Annotated in this window: 14 protein-coding genes; 7 read left to right on the top strand and 7 right to left on the bottom strand. The window is 57.0% G+C overall.

The genetic code is table 11. The annotated features are described in order from the left end of the window. Positions 1-3: 3 nt before the first annotated feature. Positions 4-873, bottom strand: a complete 870-nt coding sequence (locus WKI41_RS03620) for a YiiG family protein (RefSeq protein ID WP_340192127.1) — start codon at positions 871-873, stop codon at positions 4-6. A 344-nt stretch (positions 874-1,217) separates the two neighbouring features. Here WKI41_RS03620 and WKI41_RS03615 point away from each other — a divergent pair, with 344 nt between their 5' ends. Next, a complete protein-coding gene (locus tag WKI41_RS03615; protein ID WP_340192126.1) occupies positions 1,218-2,840 on the top strand; it encodes an FAD-dependent oxidoreductase in 1,623 nt (540 codons plus the stop codon). Between the two features lie 84 nt (positions 2,841-2,924). Here WKI41_RS03615 and WKI41_RS03610 read toward each other — a convergent pair whose 3' ends face one another. Genes WKI41_RS03610 through WKI41_RS03600 form a run of 3 tightly spaced genes read right to left on the bottom strand, consistent with a single transcriptional unit; the run spans position 2,925 to position 5,921 of the window. Further along, positions 2,925-3,566, bottom strand: coding sequence for a ThuA domain-containing protein (locus WKI41_RS03610; protein WP_062442427.1), 642 nt, complete (start codon positions 3,564-3,566; stop codon positions 2,925-2,927). 17 nt (positions 3,567-3,583) lie between these two features. Then, positions 3,584-4,684 (bottom strand): Gfo/Idh/MocA family protein, encoded by a 1,101-nt coding sequence (locus tag WKI41_RS03605; RefSeq protein ID WP_340192125.1) that lies wholly within the window; start codon positions 4,682-4,684, stop codon positions 3,584-3,586. A 37-nt stretch (positions 4,685-4,721) separates the two neighbouring features. Beyond that, positions 4,722-5,921, bottom strand: coding sequence for an ROK family protein (locus tag WKI41_RS03600; RefSeq protein ID WP_340192124.1), 1,200 nt, complete (start codon positions 5,919-5,921; stop codon positions 4,722-4,724). A gap of 203 nt (positions 5,922-6,124) precedes the next feature. Here WKI41_RS03600 and WKI41_RS03595 point away from each other — a divergent pair, with 203 nt between their 5' ends. From WKI41_RS03595 to WKI41_RS03580, 4 genes are all read left to right on the top strand, one after another. Continuing rightward, positions 6,125-7,426: an ABC transporter substrate-binding protein gene (locus WKI41_RS03595; RefSeq protein WP_340192123.1), complete on the top strand. Its 1,302-nt coding sequence runs from the start codon at positions 6,125-6,127 to the stop codon at positions 7,424-7,426. 85 nt (positions 7,427-7,511) lie between these two features. Beyond that, positions 7,512-8,435, top strand: a complete 924-nt coding sequence (locus WKI41_RS03590; RefSeq protein WP_376782195.1) for a carbohydrate ABC transporter permease — start codon at positions 7,512-7,514, stop codon at positions 8,433-8,435. Further along, positions 8,428-9,276: a carbohydrate ABC transporter permease gene (locus WKI41_RS03585; protein ID WP_340192122.1), complete on the top strand. Its 849-nt coding sequence runs from the start codon at positions 8,428-8,430 to the stop codon at positions 9,274-9,276. The genes WKI41_RS03590 and WKI41_RS03585 overlap by 8 nt, the downstream gene beginning before the upstream one ends. Before the next feature lie 13 nt (positions 9,277-9,289). Beyond that, complete coding sequence (locus WKI41_RS03580; protein ID WP_340192120.1) at positions 9,290-10,363, top strand: sn-glycerol-3-phosphate ABC transporter ATP-binding protein UgpC; 1,074 nt, start codon at positions 9,290-9,292, stop codon at positions 10,361-10,363. A gap of 21 nt (positions 10,364-10,384) precedes the next feature. Here the strand turns inward: WKI41_RS03580 and WKI41_RS03575 are convergent, their stop codons facing one another. From WKI41_RS03575 to WKI41_RS03565, 3 genes are read right to left on the bottom strand one after another with little or no spacing between them, the layout of a single operon-like run. Further along, a complete protein-coding gene (locus tag WKI41_RS03575; protein WP_340192119.1) occupies positions 10,385-12,382 on the bottom strand; it encodes an iron ABC transporter permease in 1,998 nt (665 codons plus the stop codon). Continuing rightward, positions 12,379-13,224 carry an ABC transporter ATP-binding protein gene (locus tag WKI41_RS03570; protein ID WP_340192118.1) on the bottom strand — a complete coding sequence of 282 codons (846 nt, stop codon included), beginning with the start codon at positions 13,222-13,224 and terminating at the stop codon, positions 12,379-12,381. Before WKI41_RS03570 ends, WKI41_RS03575 begins: the two co-directional genes overlap by 4 nt. Continuing rightward, positions 13,221-13,910, bottom strand: coding sequence for an AraC family transcriptional regulator (locus WKI41_RS03565; RefSeq protein ID WP_340192117.1), 690 nt, complete (start codon positions 13,908-13,910; stop codon positions 13,221-13,223). The genes WKI41_RS03570 and WKI41_RS03565 overlap by 4 nt, the downstream gene beginning before the upstream one ends. 342 nt (positions 13,911-14,252) lie before the next feature. On the opposite strand from WKI41_RS03565, the gene WKI41_RS03560 reads away from it, so the two are divergent. Both WKI41_RS03560 and WKI41_RS03555 read left to right on the top strand, forming a co-directional pair. Then, complete coding sequence (locus WKI41_RS03560; RefSeq protein WP_340192116.1) at positions 14,253-16,445, top strand: TonB-dependent siderophore receptor; 2,193 nt, start codon at positions 14,253-14,255, stop codon at positions 16,443-16,445. Further along, on the top strand, positions 16,439-17,314 hold the full coding sequence (locus tag WKI41_RS03555) for an ABC transporter substrate-binding protein (protein ID WP_340192115.1): 876 nt from the start codon (positions 16,439-16,441) through the stop codon (positions 17,312-17,314). Before WKI41_RS03560 ends, WKI41_RS03555 begins: the two co-directional genes overlap by 7 nt. Positions 17,315-17,581 lie beyond the last annotated feature (267 nt).

Genomic DNA, 17,581 nt, shown 5'->3' with positions numbered 1-17,581 from the left:
GGCTCAGTCCTTGGAAAACGTCGTCGCGGTCTGCGACGTCGAGACCATCATGTTGTAGTCGTTATAAATCCACTCCAGATCGTCGGCTGCTCTGCGAGCGTCGCCCTTGGACTTCTGAAGTTTCTCCTGAAAATCACGCAGCTTGCTGAGAAGCTTTCCGGGGCTGGATTCAAAGACGTGGAACGAGTCAGGATGTTCAGTCGCGTAGTCGTCAAAGACCTTGACGGCCTCGGCGTAATCCTTGAGCGAGGCGTCATAGGCATTGAGATCCACTTTGGTCTCACCACCGCTCGGGAGGGTTTCCATGACGGCTTGCGCCTTGATCATGATGTTACGCACATGCCAGCGGGACTTTTTGCCCTCAGCCTTTTCCAACGCTGCCAGTTCCTGCAGATCGATCTCACGCTTCTCCTTGGCCAGAAGCGTGTCGGCCTCTGTTCGCGCCTTTGAGAATTCATCCGCGAACTTGATAATCTCGGAGTGGTATTCCTTGCCCCCTTGCATCTTGTCGCTCTTGTAGTCCGAACGATCGTAATACTTGCTTGCTTTCCCAAGAACTGGCGCAAGCTGCTTATAGGCGGCAATGAAACGGATCATCGCTGCATCGAGTTCAGGCATTTTCGGCTCAGCGGTTGTTGCCTCTTCCGCTGCCGCGATTTCGGTGCGAACGTCATAAGGCTCGTAGAGGCCATAAATGATACGCTCTTTCCCCGTCGGACCTTTTTTCATGTTCACCCAGCTCTCGTAACGAGAAAGCGAATCCGACGCGCGGATCGCGCGGTTCATGAAGCCGACATAAGCATTCATTTTCGCAACTGCGGCAGCTTGATCCTGGTCTGCGGATTGCGCCCAAGCCGTTGGGACCAAGACCATAGTGAACACCAGACAAACCAAAAATCTCATCATCTTTGTCAAATTTCTCTCCTCTATCAGATGCTTCCCTGCCGATCCTGCGCCTTCGTACTCCTTTGTAGTGCAGCCCGAAGGTCCATTTTTTCACCATCTCTTTCTTATAGATGGCGGACTCGATCGGATTGGGAAAGTTTCTAAATTGAGCACGATTTTGGCTTTCTCTTACCAGCTCGGTCAGCATCAGGCGACGAAATGATCATCTGTTTTTAGGCGATTGTCGCGAATGAAGTGAAGGGCAAGATCTGGTCGTTGTAACGACGAGAGGATCACCCTTTAGTGTTCATGGTATAGAGAAGTGAGAAGCCATGATTCACGACACGCTCAACGCGACATCGATACCGTTCCAGGTTTGCGTCGTCGGGGCCGGTCCGGTTGGCCTTGCTCTTGCGTGTAGGTTGGAGGAGCAGGGTGTCTGCGTTCTCCTGGTTGAAGCGGGTGAGAACGGCGATGCAGGACGCCACGTCAGCATCGCAAATCAACATCATGCTCCATTGATGTCTGCAACGGCGAGTGGACTGGGCGGCACATCATCGCTGTGGGGAGGGCGATGCGTCGCCTTTGACGACATCGACTTTCTTCGGCGCCCACACGTTCCAAACTCCGGATGGCCAATCTCCCATAAGGAGGTAAGCCGCTACTACGAGGACGCGCTGAAGTTTTTGAATGCCGCCGACACCGATTTAGGTGAGGGGCAGATAGACTGCTCTTCCGGTGACGTTCACCGCAACGCGATTGAGTGGTGGAGTTCTAAGCCCAACCTTGGCTTGGAGTACCGCAACCGCATCGAGCAATCCGAACTGATCCATTTTCTCCCAGACACGGCTCTAAGCTCCATCGAACTGAATTCTGACCGTACCGTGACACATCTACACCTTAAGGGCAAAGCGGGGAGCGTGGAAATTCCTGCTCGAAACGTGGTGCTCGCAGCTGGTGGCATCGGGAACGCGCGATTGCTCCACCGATTGCACAAAGCGCACCTCGGCGTTCTTTCCCCGGCACTTGGGCACTATTACCAAGGGCATTTGACGGGTTACATTGCCATCGTAGAACTTGAAACCGACGTTGGCGTAGATGCTCTGTCATTTCAAACGACAAAAGCGGGAGCGATCTTTCGGCGCCGTTTCCAGCTTTCATGTGATGCGCAACAGCGCCTCGGCTTACTCAATTGCGTTTTCTGGCTCGACACGATTTCTATCTCGAATGCTCTCCATCATTCGGCTGGACTGTCCGCGGTGTTTCTCGTCCTTCAACTGACAGGTCTCTACCGTTTCTTTGCCAATGGTAAAGCTGCCGGCTCGCGGCTCCTAAGAGGTAGTCGGTACCGGGATCATCTTCGTAATCTCGTCCCCTCTGTGTCGGTCTTGAAGGATATCCGCCTCACCATCGGCCAATTGCTGCGGCGACGCAGTCGGAGAGTGCCGATCGTTAACCCCGCCCGGCGCTATCTGCTGCGCTACCATGCCGAACAGGCTCCCGATATGTCCAGCACGGTCATGCCGTCGCCATCAAGAGACGAGGAACACGTGGCAACGGTTGCGATCGATTATCGGGTGCGCGATGAGGACCTCCTATCGATAGAGAGATCGCATGCGGTTCTTGATCGATGGCTGAAAGAAAGAGGTATGGGTAAGCTTGATTACCTGCATCCGGCATCCGAGCGCCTGCAAGCACTCCGTGATCAAGCCTATGACGGCTTTCACCAAATTGGTTTGACCCGGATGAGCGCTTCGCCCGACGAGGGGGTGGTCGATCGTGACTGCAAGGTCCACGGCGTCAGCAATCTATTCATTGCGGGGAGTTGTGTCTTCCCCACGGGCGGGCACGCAAACCCGACGATGCCGGCGGTCGCGCTCAGTATGCGACTGGCAGACCATTTGGTTGAGACGCTCACAGCTAAAGACGCCGCTGAGCCGGTCGCTATCAACTAACTGTAGTTTCCGTATCGAACCATTGTGCAAAGCCAAGTAAGCATGGAAATACGCGGCTTTGCACAAGCTTAGGGATCTAAGCCCTCAGCGAGCAGCCCAGTTTGCGCCGCGCCTGAAAATCTCCCGCATTTGCGGGACGGCAAACTCCTTTGCCTGGTGACCAAGCGATGAGTAGAAGACGCGGCCTTTCCCGTAGTTGCGCTTCCAGGCGACTGGCATGACGACACCGTCAATCCACCAGGCGTGGTCGCCGGTAAAGGTCGTCGTCGCGAGGACCTCGTTAGAAGGGTCGACGTGCATATAGTACTGCTCGGACGTGTAGGGGAAATCGGTGATGCCGGCCATGATCGGATCTTCCGGCTTGGTGATGTTGACGGTGTAGTCGATGATGTTTCCGGGGTGGGCAACCCATTGCCCGCCGATCATAAACTGATACTCGACACATTCGCGGAAGCTGTCGCCGGCGCCGCCGTGGTACCCGGCGATACCGACACCGTTCTCAACGGCGGTGGCGAGATTCTTGATCTCTTCCTTTTCGATCTTGGACATGGTGACGATCGGAACGACGAGGCTCAGATCATGAACCGAGGGGTCAGCAAAAGCCTCGGTGCTATGCTCGACATAGACTTTGAAGCCTTCCTCTTCGAGAAGATCCTTGATGATGACCGAGCATTCCTCGGGCTCATGGCCACTCCAGCCACCCCAGACTATCAGTGCTTCACGCATTTTATTCCTCCTCAGAATTATTGACCAATCCGACCGTCGACAAGCGACTCGACCAGCGAGGCCGGGCGGTCGACGACGGTGGTGATGGAAACGGTTGTGCCAGTGTCGGATGCGGTCTGGAACGCCTCCATGACTTCAAGGACATGGAGTGCCAGATCGCCATTGGCCCTGTGCTGTCGGTTGGAGCGGATGGCATGAGCCATGTCGGCAACGCCAATCGATCGGTAGTTCCCGTCCGCATAGGGCGACGACAGATCCTGGGCCTCGAATTCGCCGCCTTTCTTTAGAAGCTGAACCTCACCACCGAAGTGGTTTGGATCGGGCACCAGAAGGGTTCCTTCCGTGCCGTATAGTTCGAGCGGGACATGCTTGTGTCCCGCCACGTCGAAGCTCATGCCGACCTGAACGATGGCGCCGTTTTGGAATGCCAGTGCGCCCGCAACGTGAGTTGCCACGTGAACAGGGATTTTCTCGCCGTTACGGGGCTCGCTGGTAATCAGCCGCTCTGCGCGCGGTGAGAAGGCAAAGCCTGCCACCTTGGCGACCGGGCCGAACAGGTTGACGAGGTCAGTGATATAATAGGGTCCCATGTCCAGCATCGGTCCGCCGCCGACTTCGTAATAGAAGGCAGGGTTAGGGTGCCAGCGTTCATGTCCCGGGCACATGAAGGTCGCCGTTCCGCCGACCGGGGTACCGAGAACGCCTTGATCAATCAGCGTTCGCGCAGTCTGATGACCGCCGCCCAGAAACGTGTCCGGTGCCGCCCCGATGCGCAGATTTTTCGCTTTCGCCGCTTCCGCGAGCTTTTTGCCCTCGGCGAAGTTGATGCCCAAGGGCTTTTCGGAATAGGTGTGTTTGCCGGCATCCAGTGCTCGCAAGCCAACTTCGACGTGTGCCTTGGGGATCGTCAGATTGACGATGATCTCGATCTCCGGATCCGCCAGCAGTTCCTCGACGCTTCGCGCCGCGACGTTGAATTCCTCGGCCTTTGCTTTGGCCATCCCCGCGTCCATATCCGCGACACCCTTGATATCGAGGATTGGGAACGATGCCATCGCCTTCAAGTAGGCGCCCGAGATATTGCCGCATCCGATGATGCCGATGCCGACCTTTTGCATATTATTCTCTCCCATCATGCTTGCGCCCGCTCACTCTTCAGAGAGCTGGGCCTGTGGTGTTCCAAGGCGATTCGTAAAGTTCGTAGAGCGCGACAGCCGCAGCACCCTGTGCCCAGAGCTCATCGCTCGAATTGTCGAAGACCAGTTCCGCCACGCCTTGTAGGGATGGCGGCACGGAAATCTCGTAGGCGCTCCTGATGCTATCAATGAACGGAGCGCCGAGATCGAGGCTGGAGCCGACAAAGATGACGCGCGGTGGAGCAAAAAGGGTCACGATGTTGGCGAGCGTCAGACCTATGGCGGCACCTGCCCGTTGGGCGGCGGCGATCAGATCATTGTCCTGCGCCAGCACCAGCGCTTGGGCATGTTGAATGCCCCGCCCAAGCCGAATTGCTTCGGCGAAACGTCCGTCAGCGGGCCGCGACGCAAGGATCGCATTTTCGCCGGCCTGGCTCGCCAACCGAACGGTGCCCTCCGGGCTTGCGACAAGAACGAGATCGCCGAGATTGTGGCTAAGGCCGCCTGCGCCGCGGAAGAGATCGTTTCGGTGCAGCACGCCAAGCCCAAGCGTCTGCTCCAGCGAGATCAGCACCATATCTTCAAGATCACGCGCCTTGCCAAACCAGTGGTGGCCTAGCGTCACGGCATGCGCATCGCTTTCGATGATCGTCGGCGTTCCGAAGCGCGTTGTCATTTCAGCGGCAAAATCGATGTTGACTTCACGTAGCACCGGACTGAAGCGGATTCTGCCGGTGCGATGCTCGATCACGCCAGGTAAACCGAGGCAGACGCGATCGACATCTTCGAGCGAAAGCCCTGCATCGACAACGCATCGACGAACACCGTCCTCGATCAGGTCAGCAATGACGCCGATCGGCTGGCGATCGATCCGAATTGGCAGCGAAAGCGACGACAGGACGTTGCCGCAGAAATCGGTGACGACGAAGACCATACGATTGGCGGCTATTTTGGCTCCAACCACTCTGGCAGCATCCGGATTGAGTTCCAGCATCACGCGGGGACGCCCGCGAGCGCCTTCTGTTCGTATGTCGCCCAGATGGCGCGACAGAATGAGGCCATCATCCAGTAACGATGCCGTTATTGCCGAGACCGTCGTCGTCGAAAGCTGCGTCCGCTCACTGATCTCCACGCGCGAAATCGGACCGTGACGACGAACCGTATCAAGGACGTTCAAGCGATTGATTGCTCGCATAAGTTCGGGGTCGGCAGTCTTCATGAGTCCAGTCGTCGTGTACTTAAGCGAAGCAAAAAAGCAGCCCGATTAATATCGGAATGCGGATTAAATAGCGCGAAGAAGCGTCGATCTGTCAAGCGTTGCGCGGAAAAATAGTATCCCTGCCTTGACAGTTAGCAGATTCTTATATGAATTAATTCGGATTGGGGAATAAATGTGAGGAAGTCCCCGGGAGGATCATCATCATGACGTATATGCACGCGGGCGCAAGCCTGGGCGGCAAGCTGATCACGCTTGCCTCCACCACAGCCATTACCTTCATGCTCGGCGCAGCAAGCGTTTCTGCCGCGACTGTCGTCAAGTGGATGCATGTCGAACTCGATCCAAAATCCGTGGCTGTCTGGGAGGAGATTGCCAAGGATTACGAGACGCAACATCCAGATGTCGATATCCAGCTGCAATTCCTGGAAAACGAGGCCTTCAAGGCCAAGCTACCCACCCTTCTGCAGTCGAATGACGTTCCCGACTTCTTCTACAGCTGGGGCGGCGGCGTGCTGGAAGAGCAATCGAAGACAGGCGCTCTGAAGGACCTGACAGAGGTCTTCGATGCCGACGGCGGCAAGATCCGAAACGCCTATAACCCGGCGGCGATCGACGGCCTGTCTTTCGATGGGAAAGTCTGGGCCGTGCCGTATCGCGTTAGCCTCGTCAGCTTCTTCTACAACAAGCAGCTGTTTTCCAAGGCTGGCGTCAAAGCGGAAGACATTAAGACATGGGATGATCTGGGTGCTGCGGTAAAGAAGATCAAGGATGCCGGGATTGTGCCGATTGCCGGTGGTGGCGGGGAGAAGTGGCCGATCCATTTCTACTGGAGCTATCTCGTCATGCGCAATGGAGGCCAGGCGGTTTTCGATGCTGCGAGCAAGGGTGAGGGCGAAGGTTTCATGGACCCGTCGATCATCAAGGCCGGCGAGCAGCTTGCCGAATTCGGTAAACTCGAACCGTTCCAGCCAGGCTATCTCGGCGCCACCTGGCCGCAGGCGCTCGGCGTCTTTGGCGATGGCAAGGCAGCGATGATCCTTGGATTTGATAATACGGAAGCCAACCAGCGCAAGAATGCTGGTGACGGCAAGGGCCTTTCCTCCGACAATCTCGGTCGCTTCGCGTTTCCGATGGTCGAGGGCGGTGCGGGCAAAGCCACCGATACGCTCGGTGGACTGAACGGCTGGGCGGTTACCAAGAACGCGTCGAAGGAGGCCATCGATTTCGCTACCTTCCTCACCAATGCCGATAATGAGAAGAAGCTCGCCGCAGCCGGTATGATCTTGCCCGTTGCGGTCGGTGCGAGTGAAGCAGTCAAGGATCCGCTGATGGCCGATTCCGCCAAGCAGTTGGCCGCTTCGACCTGGCATCAGAACTTCTTCGACCAGACGCTCGGTGCAGCCGTCGGCCGCGTCGTTAACGACATCTCCGTCGAAATCGTCTCCGGTCAGATGACGGCCGAAGAGGGCGCACAGCAGATCCAGGATGCTTTCGAGCTTCGCTGAACCCGCCTGAACGATAGGCGTCGCTATGCACGGCGCCTATCGCCACCGCGTGAATACGAAAGCGGATAAGATGACCAATATTTCCATGAACGCTGCGCCGGCGCTGGCAAGCCCGGTGGTCAAGTCGAAACGGAAACAGAGTTCTGTTGCGCATGACCGCGCGTTGACCTTGTTGATATTCCTGCCACCGGCGCTGTTGTTGTTCACCCTCTTCGTTATCCTGCCGATGGGAGAGGCAGCCTGGTACAGCCTGTATCGTTGGAATGGCTACGGCACGCCGAGCGAGTTCATTGGGCTGAAGAATTTTCAGGTTCTCTTCGGCAATGCTGCCTTTTCGCAAGCGCTGATCAACAATGCGCTGATCATCGTGATTTCGATCTGCATACAGATCCCGCTGGCAATCTGGCTCGCGACGATGTTGGCCCATCGCATTCCAGGCGTCGTGGCATTTCGCCTCGTCTTCTTCCTGCCTTATGTTCTGGCAGATGTCGCCGCCGGTCTTATCTGGCGCTTTGTCTATGATGGCGACTACGGGCTTTTTGCCGCCATCTCGAATTTCTTCGGCTTCGCCAACCCCTATGTGCTGGCGGATAAGGACGTCGCGATCTACGCCGTCCTTGCCGTGATCGTCTGGAAGTACTTCGGCTTCCACATGATGCTGTTCATTGCCGGTCTGCAATCGGTGGACAAGAACGTTCTGGAGGCCGCCGAAATCGACGGGGCCACCGGCTGGCAGAAGTTTCGCTACGTGACGCTGCCAATGCTCGGCTCGACGGTACGGTTATCGATCTTCTTTGCGGTGATCGGCTCGTTGCAGCTCTTTGACATGATCATGCCGCTAACGGGCGGTGGTCCTTCCAACTCCACCCAGACCATGGTGACGTTCCTTTACACATACGGTGTCATGCGCATGCAGGTTGGGCTTGGAAGTGCTGTCGGTGTGGTGCTGTTCATCATCTGCGTCACGCTTGCCTTCGGTTACAAAAGGATCTTCATGCGCCATGACTGATACATCCACATCCGTCCGCGTCAGCGTGCAGACGAGGATCTACCTCTATGTGTCGCTAACCCTCATTGCCGCCATCGTCCTGATCCCGCTGCTCACGACCGCGCTTGGCGGCTTCAAGACGCTCGGTGATCTGCGCGTCAATCCCTTCGGTTTGCCAGCTGAGTGGCAGTGGGCGAACTATGGCGATATTCTGCTTGGAAAGCGCTACTGGCTGCAGATTTTCAACTCGCTCTTCATTGCAGTTCTGACGGTGTTCCTGACGCTCGTCGTCTCAGCGATGGCAGCCTTCACCTTCGCGCATGTGAAATTTTTTGGCTCCAACTTTCTGCTCAATTACTTCCTGTTAGGACTGATGTTCCCTGCCGCCACAGCCATTCTGCCGCTCTTCATCCGCATTCGCGATCTCGGGCTGCTGGACACCTATTGGGGCGTCGTGCTGCCGCAGGTGGCATTTGGTCTGGGGATGAGCATCCTGCTTTTCCGCAACTATTTCAGAAATCTGCCCGATGAACTCTTCCAGGCAGCGTTTGTCGATGGCTGCGGCTACCTGAAATTCTTCTGGCATATCTCAATGCCGCTTTCGCGGCCCATTATCGCGACCGTCGGCATCGTCTCCTTTGTCGGCAGCTGGAACAGCTACATCCTGCCGCTCATAATGCTCAACTCGGAATCCAAATACCCCTGGCCGCTCGGCATCATGGTCTATCGCGGCGAGTTCGGCACGGAATGGCAGCTGGTCCTGGCCTTCATCACCATGACGATCCTGCCGACCATCATCGTGTTCTTCTTAGCGCAAAAACACATTATCGCGGGTCTGACGGCCGGCGCCGTCAAGTCCTGAGGAGGAGAAGACAATGGCATCTGTGGAACTGAAAGATATTCGCAAATCATACGGCTCGCTTGGCGTCATTCATGGCATCTCACTAGAGATAGCCGACGGCGAATTCATAGCGCTCGTCGGACCTTCGGGCTGCGGAAAGTCCACGCTGCTGCGCATGATTGCGGGGCTCGAGGAAATCACCGAAGGCGACATCCTGATCGGCGGCAACATCGTCAATGAGATGACGCCGCGCGAACGCAACATCGCCATGGTATTTCAGTCCTATGCGCTTTATCCGCATATGACGGTGGCCGAGAATATGGGCTTCAACCTGAAGATCGCGGGCCAGCCCAAGGCAGTCATCGAAGAGCGCGTTACAGAAGCCGCCCGCATGCTTGACCTTGCCAATCTGCTGGATCGCAAACCGTCGCAGCTTTCCGGTGGCCAGCGCCAGCGCGTGGCAATGGGGCGCGCTGTCGTGCGCAATCCCGCAGTCTTTCTTTTCGACGAGCCGCTTTCCAATCTTGACGCGAAATTGCGCGTGCAGATGCGCAGCGAAATCAAGACGCTGCATCAAAAGGTCGGCACGACATCGATTTATGTCACGCATGATCAGATCGAAGCCATGACCTTGGCGGACCGCGTCGTTGTTCTTAACCAAGGGCGCATCGAGCAGGAGGGGACGCCGCTCGAGCTTTACAAGAAGCCCGCCAATCTGTTTGTCGCTGCCTTCATCGGCTCACCTGCGATGAATCTGATCGAGTGCATAGTCGACGGCGAGGAGGGCGCGCCCGCCGCGCGACTGGATGACGGCACAGCCATTCGCATTGCGACCGATCGCAAGGTCAAGCGCGGGCAATCGGTGACGATTGGACTGCGTCCCGAGCATTTCGCCATGGGCGGCGAAGGCGATGTGACGGTTTCAGGAAACACTTTGTTGGTGGAGCCGACCGGTGCGCAGACCCATGTGGTTTTTGATCTTGCCGGACATCACGTGACGGCGGTGGTTGATGGCGAACAACTGGTGCGAACGAATTCGCTGTTCGCCGCCAACATCAATCACGAGCGGGTCCATGTGTTTGACAGGGCGAGTGGCTTGGCTCTGTAATTCCCGCGTCCCAAGATGGTTTTAAAGTACAGCGTTTCGGGTGGGTGGACGTGAGGCCATCCTCAGCAGGACTATGAAGGCGGGTGCCCCAATGACGGCGGTGATGATGCCCGCCGGAAGTTCTAGTGGAGCAATGACGCTGCGCCCGATGGTGTCGGCAAAAGCCAGTATCAATGCACCGATTGTCATCGCGACTGGGAGGCTTTGCGAGTGGCGCGGTCCTATCAACAGCCGTGCTGCGTGGGGCGCTAGCAGCCCGACGAAGCTGATGGCCCCGGTGGTTGAGACAGCAATTCCCACCGCGACAGCTGCATAGGCCATGGCAAAGGTCCTGGCGCGTCCCGTCATGAGACCGAGTGAGCGAGCCTTTTCATCCCCGAGCGAGAAGGTGTCCAGATGGCGAGCGTAAACGATGCCTGTCGCCAACAGCACCGTTAGCCACGGCAACAGAGCGAACGCGTCGGCATAGCCGCGACCATGCGTGGAGCCGACGAGCCAGGAGAGAGCCTGGGCCGTCTGTAGCCGCGCTTCTACAACGATGATTGTGGACGCTGCACCCAGGTTTGCCGCAATGGCAACGCCGAGCAAAACCAATTTTTCAGGCGATGTCTTGAGCCCGAGAAAACGGAGGAGGAGAACGACGCTAAAGGAGCCTGTCAGCGCCAGAACCTGAAAAGAGGGTGTAGCCGGAGCCAACCCGGACAAGAGGGCGATAAGGCTAAACAGCGCAGCACCCTGCGCCATGCCCAGGGTCTCGGGGCCACAGAGAGGATTGCGGGTGATGGCCTGAAGGACGGTGCCCGCGGCAGCCAACAAAGCGCCGCATCCGAGAGCGACCATAAGGCGAGGCGCCCGATAATCGAGGTTGGCGACAAGTTCGGCCAACGACGAGGAGACCTCATTGCCGAACGCGAGTGCCCCGACTGCCGCGATCACACCGACTGTGACCAGAGCGATGATGACGAGAGGCAGAGGCAAACGCGTAGAACCCATTGGCAAGCCGATACGGCGTTCGCCTCCGGTCTTCGCCCTCAGAATGAGGAGCAGCATAATAGGTGCGCCAAGGCATGCGACGGTAACGCCTGTTGGAATGATTGCACCGCTGCTGGCGAAAAACTGCGTGACAACATCTGCAAGCAGCAGCGTGTTGGCGCCCCACAATATTGCCAGCGGCAGGTGCCGATGATGCCGTGTAAACCCGAGGGCTCGCAAGATGTTCGGTACTGCAAGTCCGATGAAGCCGATCGGCCCTGCAAGCATAACAGCTGAACCGGAAAGCAGCACGCTACAGAAGATGCCCAACAGGGTGACCGTCCGCGTCACGCCGAGGCTGGCAGAGGTTTGCTCACCGAGACCAAGCAAGTCGAAGGAGCGCGACATCGATAGAAGCAGCAGAAAGCAGATCGTCATGATCGGCGTTGCGATCATCACTTTGCTCCATCCCGTCTGATCCAGAAGACCGGAAGACCAGAGCAACAGACCGGATGCTCGCTCGTCGGCGAGGAGCACGATTGCTGAAGAGATAGCTCCAAAGCAGAGGGAAACGGCCACACCTGCGAGCGCCAATCTGCCGGCTTGAGCACGAAATCCACCGGCCAGAACCAGGCAGGCTACGACACCGACGATCGCGCCTACGCTTGTTGCAATGATGGGGGGCACGGTCATTGGAAGTAGCAGTGTCGATATGACGAGAAACAACTGCGCACCACTGGTCACCGATAGAATGTCCGGCGCCGCCAATGGATTTCTGAGCACGGTTTGGAGAACCGATCCCGCAGCGGCGAGTGCTGCGCCCGTCAACACAGCAGCTACCAGACGAGGCGCCCGGGTGGTTTCGAGGATCGCTTGCGCTAGGGTCTGTGGACTGGTGGGAAAGAGGACGATGTCGCGCCAGCCGACCAGCTTACTCCCCATCCTCAATTCTAAAGCTGACAGCAACACGAGGATGAGCAGGCCCGAAGGCCAAAAGAGTGACGAAACAGGGCCGCGTTTAGCAGGGAGCCGACGGACTATCGTCATGCCGAGCCCGGAAGACCAAGATGAGAACCAGTCCAGTCGACCATGCAGTAGTTGCGGCCCGTCCCGTCGGGATGCGGAACCACGTTGACCCGGCACTCGAATGCTTGTTGCAACAGATGGGGCCGAAGAACGTCCTTTGCCGAGCCGGAAGCCAGAACCTCGCCCTTTCGCATCAAGATGACCTCATCGGAAATATCCATAACCTGATTGAGATCATGAAGGACGGCAATGATCGTTAGACCCTCCTTCGAATTCAGTTCACGCAACAGCGTGAGCAACTCGGCTTGATGTCTGATGTCTAGAAAGCTTGTCGGTTCATCAAGAAACAAGGTGCCCGGTTCTTGCGCGAGCGCCATGGCCAGCCAGGCTCGCTGTCTTTCACCACCGGACAGTGTGGAGATCTGACGGGCGCGAAGATTTTGGAGATCGACGCGAGAAATTGCGCTGTCCATGATCTCACGGTCTTGCGCAGAAAGACGGCCAAGCCACGGGCGATGTGGGTACCGGCCCTGCTCGACAAGTTCCTCGACCGTCAAACCTAGCGGAATGTCCGGTGTCTGGCTCATGACGGCCACTTGCCGTGCAATGCTACGCCGCGCAATTGTCTCCAGCGCTTGCCCTGCAAGTCGAACCTCGCCTGTCGTGGGCCTCTCCAACCCTGCGAGGCATTTCAGCAAGGTGCTTTTGCCGGAGCCGTTCGCACCGCATATGCAGGTGATGCGTCCCGCAAACATGGTCGCGGACACATCTTTCAACGCATGCGCCTGGTTATAGACCACGCTCACGCCGAGCGCCTCTGCGGCAACCTGACCTGCTGTCTTTGCGCTCTGGATGATCGTCACACCGCGACCTCGCGCATTGCCTTGCGAAGCGAGGACAAGCTGCGATAACCGACATCAGCCGCCGCTTCTTCCAGCCTTGCTCCTTCGGCCTGACGGCGCATGACATGCGCCATTCGCAGACGGCGTCGCCACTCCGCAAAACTCATGCCTGTCTGCGTTCTGAACTTGCGGGTCATGGTCCGGCGGCTCATGCCGAGATTGTCCGCCCAGCGATCGATGTCGAGATCGATAGAGGGCTTTTCCGTCAAATCGCGGCAAAGCTTTTGCAGCCGCTTGTCGCTGGGCATGGGCAGGGCAAAAGGCCCCTCCGGTGCATATGCGATTTCTTCAAGGATCAGCGCGGCGAGGTGTCCTCCGCGACCGCTCTCATCATAGAGCGTCGGTTGGTCTAGGAACGCTTTGATCGTGGCAGAGAGAAGAGGCGAGGTGGCAATGACCCGCACCGGTTCCCAGGGCATTTCCACGCCCGGCTCAGGTTCGATGTAGATCGACTGCATGGAAACACGACCATGAGAGTGTACGGCATGGGGTATTTCAGGCGTGATCAGCAAACCGTAGCCGCTGGGAATGATGAACGACGTATCGGCGGTACGCGCCGTCATGAAGCCATTGATGATCTGCAATAACTGTCCGCGGCGATGGCTATGCCAGCCGAAATCGACACTCTGCTCATAGGTTCGCGCCATGGCCGCAATCGGCCGTGGGACGTTTTGAAGGTCGGCGGCCCTCGGCGGCTGTTTGAGTGCAGTTTCAGGCAATAGGGTTCTCTAAGCGAACGTGTCGTGTTGTGCGGTGGCAGAGGCATAGCTGCGCCTCGCGTATTTTTCAAAAGGAAAAACTGGCCCGTCCCGCCCAATTCCCGCATTACGTCGAGAATGGGTCAGAAAATGGCCCGCGAAAGATCGATTTTGACCTGACAATGATGATTAAAAAAGTCTACTTAATCCGCCGAGCAAGCGGGATCTGAACGATGCGATGGACAGTCCGGATTATCCCGTTTCGGTGATACTCCTACCACAGGCCCCGTAATGCAAAATTTTGTTTCTCACTTGCGCGCAACAAGCGACACTTTCAATATCGCTCGGCGCCTTGTGATCCTGGCCTCCAGCGCGGCCGTCGCTTCGATGGCTTTCCAAGCACGATCGGCGAGCGCGCAAGAAAACGGGGCGACCGTTCTCCAGACAATCGTCATCAAAGGGTCTGCTGAGAAGGGAGCACGTCTGGAACAGCGCGGCTACGTGGCGACCGAATCCGCCTCTGCCACGAAGACAAGCACGCCAATTGCAGAGACGCCGCAATCGGTATCCGTCATCACGCGCGGTGCGATGACCGACCGGGCCGTGCAGACGGTTGCGGATAGCTTGCTTTATAGCGCGAACGTCAACGGCCAACGATACGGAAATGATCCTCGCTCCGATTACTTCAGCATTCGAGGCTTTAGCGCCGATCTCTATCTGGATGGTTTGCGAGTGCCGCAAATCGCCAACCAGACAGGTGGCTACGCCGGCTTTCGCGTCGAGCCGTTTTTCCTCAACCGCGTGGAAGTCCTGCGCGGACCAAGTTCAGCGCTGTTCGGACAAACAAATGTCGGCGGCGTCGTCAACATGATCAGCAAGGATCCGTCGGATACGCCCGCTGGACAGGTCTATAGCCGTTTCGGGAGCTACAGGCAGAAGGAAGCCGGGTTCGACATCACGGGCCCGCTCGGTGCCGACTCCGATGTCACTTATCGTCTAGAGGGCGTGATACGCGACGCTGAGACCATGAATGATTTCGGCAAGAATGACCGTGTTGCCATCAGCCCCACGATCAAATGGTCGCCGGATGACGATACGAGCTTAACGATCTATGGTGCTTACATGAAAGACGAAGCAGGCCAAGTGCCGTCGCTCCTTCCAGCATCAGGCACCGTTTATCCCAACCGTTTTGGCACGACGTTGCCGCGGAGTTTTTCAGACGGCGACCCGTCGTTAGCAATCTATGACAAGGAGACGGCCTATATTGGCTATCGCTTCGAACACGCGTTCAATGAAGATCTCACGCTGCGGCAGAATTTCCGGTACTCGTATCTGGATGTGAATTACCAGAACCTGTTCAGTACAGGCGTCGCCAATGACCAGACCATGTCGCGTATGGTTTACAACGCTCAGCCGACGTTGAACGCTTTGGCTCTCGATACAAACCTCGAGTATAAATTCGACAGTGGATCTGTAAGCCACACGCTCCTCGGCGGCGTTGATCTCCAATGGCAGAACCTCGTCAACAGAACTGGAACGACCCCGAATGGACCTGCGCTAGATCTATTGAATCCTGTTTACGGGATCGGTGTGCAGCCAGCACCATTGACCGCCCGGCTCGACCAGACGCAACAACAGTTGGGCGTCTATCTTCAGGATCAGATGGAGTTCGGTAACTTGCGCGTTACAATCGGTGGAAGACAGGATTTCGTCGATAACGATTCCGATAGTTTAGCTCTGGGTTCCGGCGTTACCACGCGCTACCCCCGAGACAATTCAGCCTTCACCGGCAGGGTTGGTGCCGCCTACGTCTTTGACAACGGCTTCGTGCCCTACGCGCTCTATTCCACATCCTTTTCACCTGTTCTGACGTTAGCGCCCACTCCGTTGAAGCCAACGGAAGGTGAATTGAAGGAGATCGGTGTGAAGTACGCGCCGGCGGATGAGGACTTCAGCGTGACGTTATCTGGGTTTGAAGCGACGCAGCAAAACGTTGTCAATCGGGTTGGAGGAAATTATTACCAGACGGATGAAGTGCGCGTGCGCGGGATCGAAATAGAGGGAACTGCGACGCTGTGGGATCGCGTGAACCTGACTGCTGCGGCCAGCTATCAGGATCCGGAAGTCACGAGGAGCCAGACTGCAGCGCAAATTGGAAAGCTGCCCTATACCGTTCCCAAAGAGCAGCAGTCTCTGTTCGTAAGTTATGATATGCCAACGCCTGATGGCTGGGATGGAAAGTTGACGGTTGGTGGTGGCGTCCGCCACGTGGGAAAGACAGCAGGCGATACGGCGAACTCATTCTTTGTTCCCGGATACACGCTGATCGATGCCTTTGCTCGCTACGAACATGACCGCTACTCCTTCCAATTGAATGGTTACAACCTTGGTGACAAGACCTATGTCGCCGGCTGCAACACGCCCAACCAATGCTACTATGGGCAAGGTTTGACCGTGGTCGGAACAGTGAGCGTGAAGTGGTAAGAGACATCCGCAGGCGGTCTTTCCTGAGCGGCGCGGCGGCATCGTTGGTTGCGCCGCGGGCTTTTGCTGCTGGTGCAGAGGCACGCGTTGTAACCCTTGAGTGGGCGGCGACCGAGATCGCTCTTTCTCTGGGGGTGTCGCCGGTCGGATGTGCGGAGATCGCAGGCTACAGGGAGTGGGTCAATGTTGCAGCGCATGGTCTTGCCAACGCTGTCGACGTCGGCCGGCGGCAGCAGCCAAACCTTGAGGCCATCCGAAAGCTGCAGCCGGATCTCATCCTGTCCTCGCGCTATCGACATGCGACCATCGCTGAAGCCCTAGGCGCCATCGCGCCACTTCATCTGCTCGATGACCAGTCAAACACTGGCGATATGCTTGCAAGCGTTTATGAGAGCACAAGGCAGGCGGGCGAAGCCTTGTCGCTTTCGAGCGAGGCTGCGGCGCTGCTGACGCGTTTCGACGATGATGTGCAAGCGCTGAAATCCGAATATGCCAGCACCGTGTCTGCGCGAAAGGTGGTTGTGGCGCAGCCGCTACCTGGCGTTCCTCGGTTGCGAGTATTTGCCCCCAACGCTGCCATCTGCGGAATTCTGAAGAGAATAGGCTTCAGCGACGCCATGGAGATGCCGCCGCAGCCTTTCGGCTTCACGACGATCGATATAGAGGGTCTCGCCGCTTTGGATGCGGAGACCACCTTGGTCGTTCTTTCGCAAACGCTTCCTCAAGAACTTACAGCGTCTTCCTTGTGGCCATTGTTGCCCATCGTTACCAGCGGACATGTTCTCCACACGGGTCCTCAGTCCTGGCCCTTTGGATCATCCGTCTCCTTGATCCGATTGACGAGGGACATTGTGGGCAAGTTCTCCTGAATATTGAGGATACCAATACTCTGATTGGAGATTAGGCGTTCTTGATTCAGCAGACATCTTCCCGGCGGCGCTCCTTTAGCTTGGGTAGATGTGTGCTCTTACGGTTTGTACTATCACTCAAGCCAACTCTTTAACCAATCGTGCCGACCAGATATTGCTGCCGTTCTGGTAAGAAGGCGCCTCTTGCTGCTACTGCTCCGCCACCGCTGGCGAGTGATCAAAGTTTAATCTTCGGCTTCTCATTTAATGGGTTGAGACGACATCTTC

It is taken from the genome of Agrobacterium larrymoorei, assembly GCF_037722385.1.
In the GTDB taxonomy this organism is placed as follows: Bacteria; Pseudomonadota; Alphaproteobacteria; order Rhizobiales; family Rhizobiaceae; genus Agrobacterium; species Agrobacterium larrymoorei_C.
The sequence above is the reverse complement of the archived record's forward strand: the minus strand, read 5'-3'. Positions and strand labels throughout refer to the sequence as shown.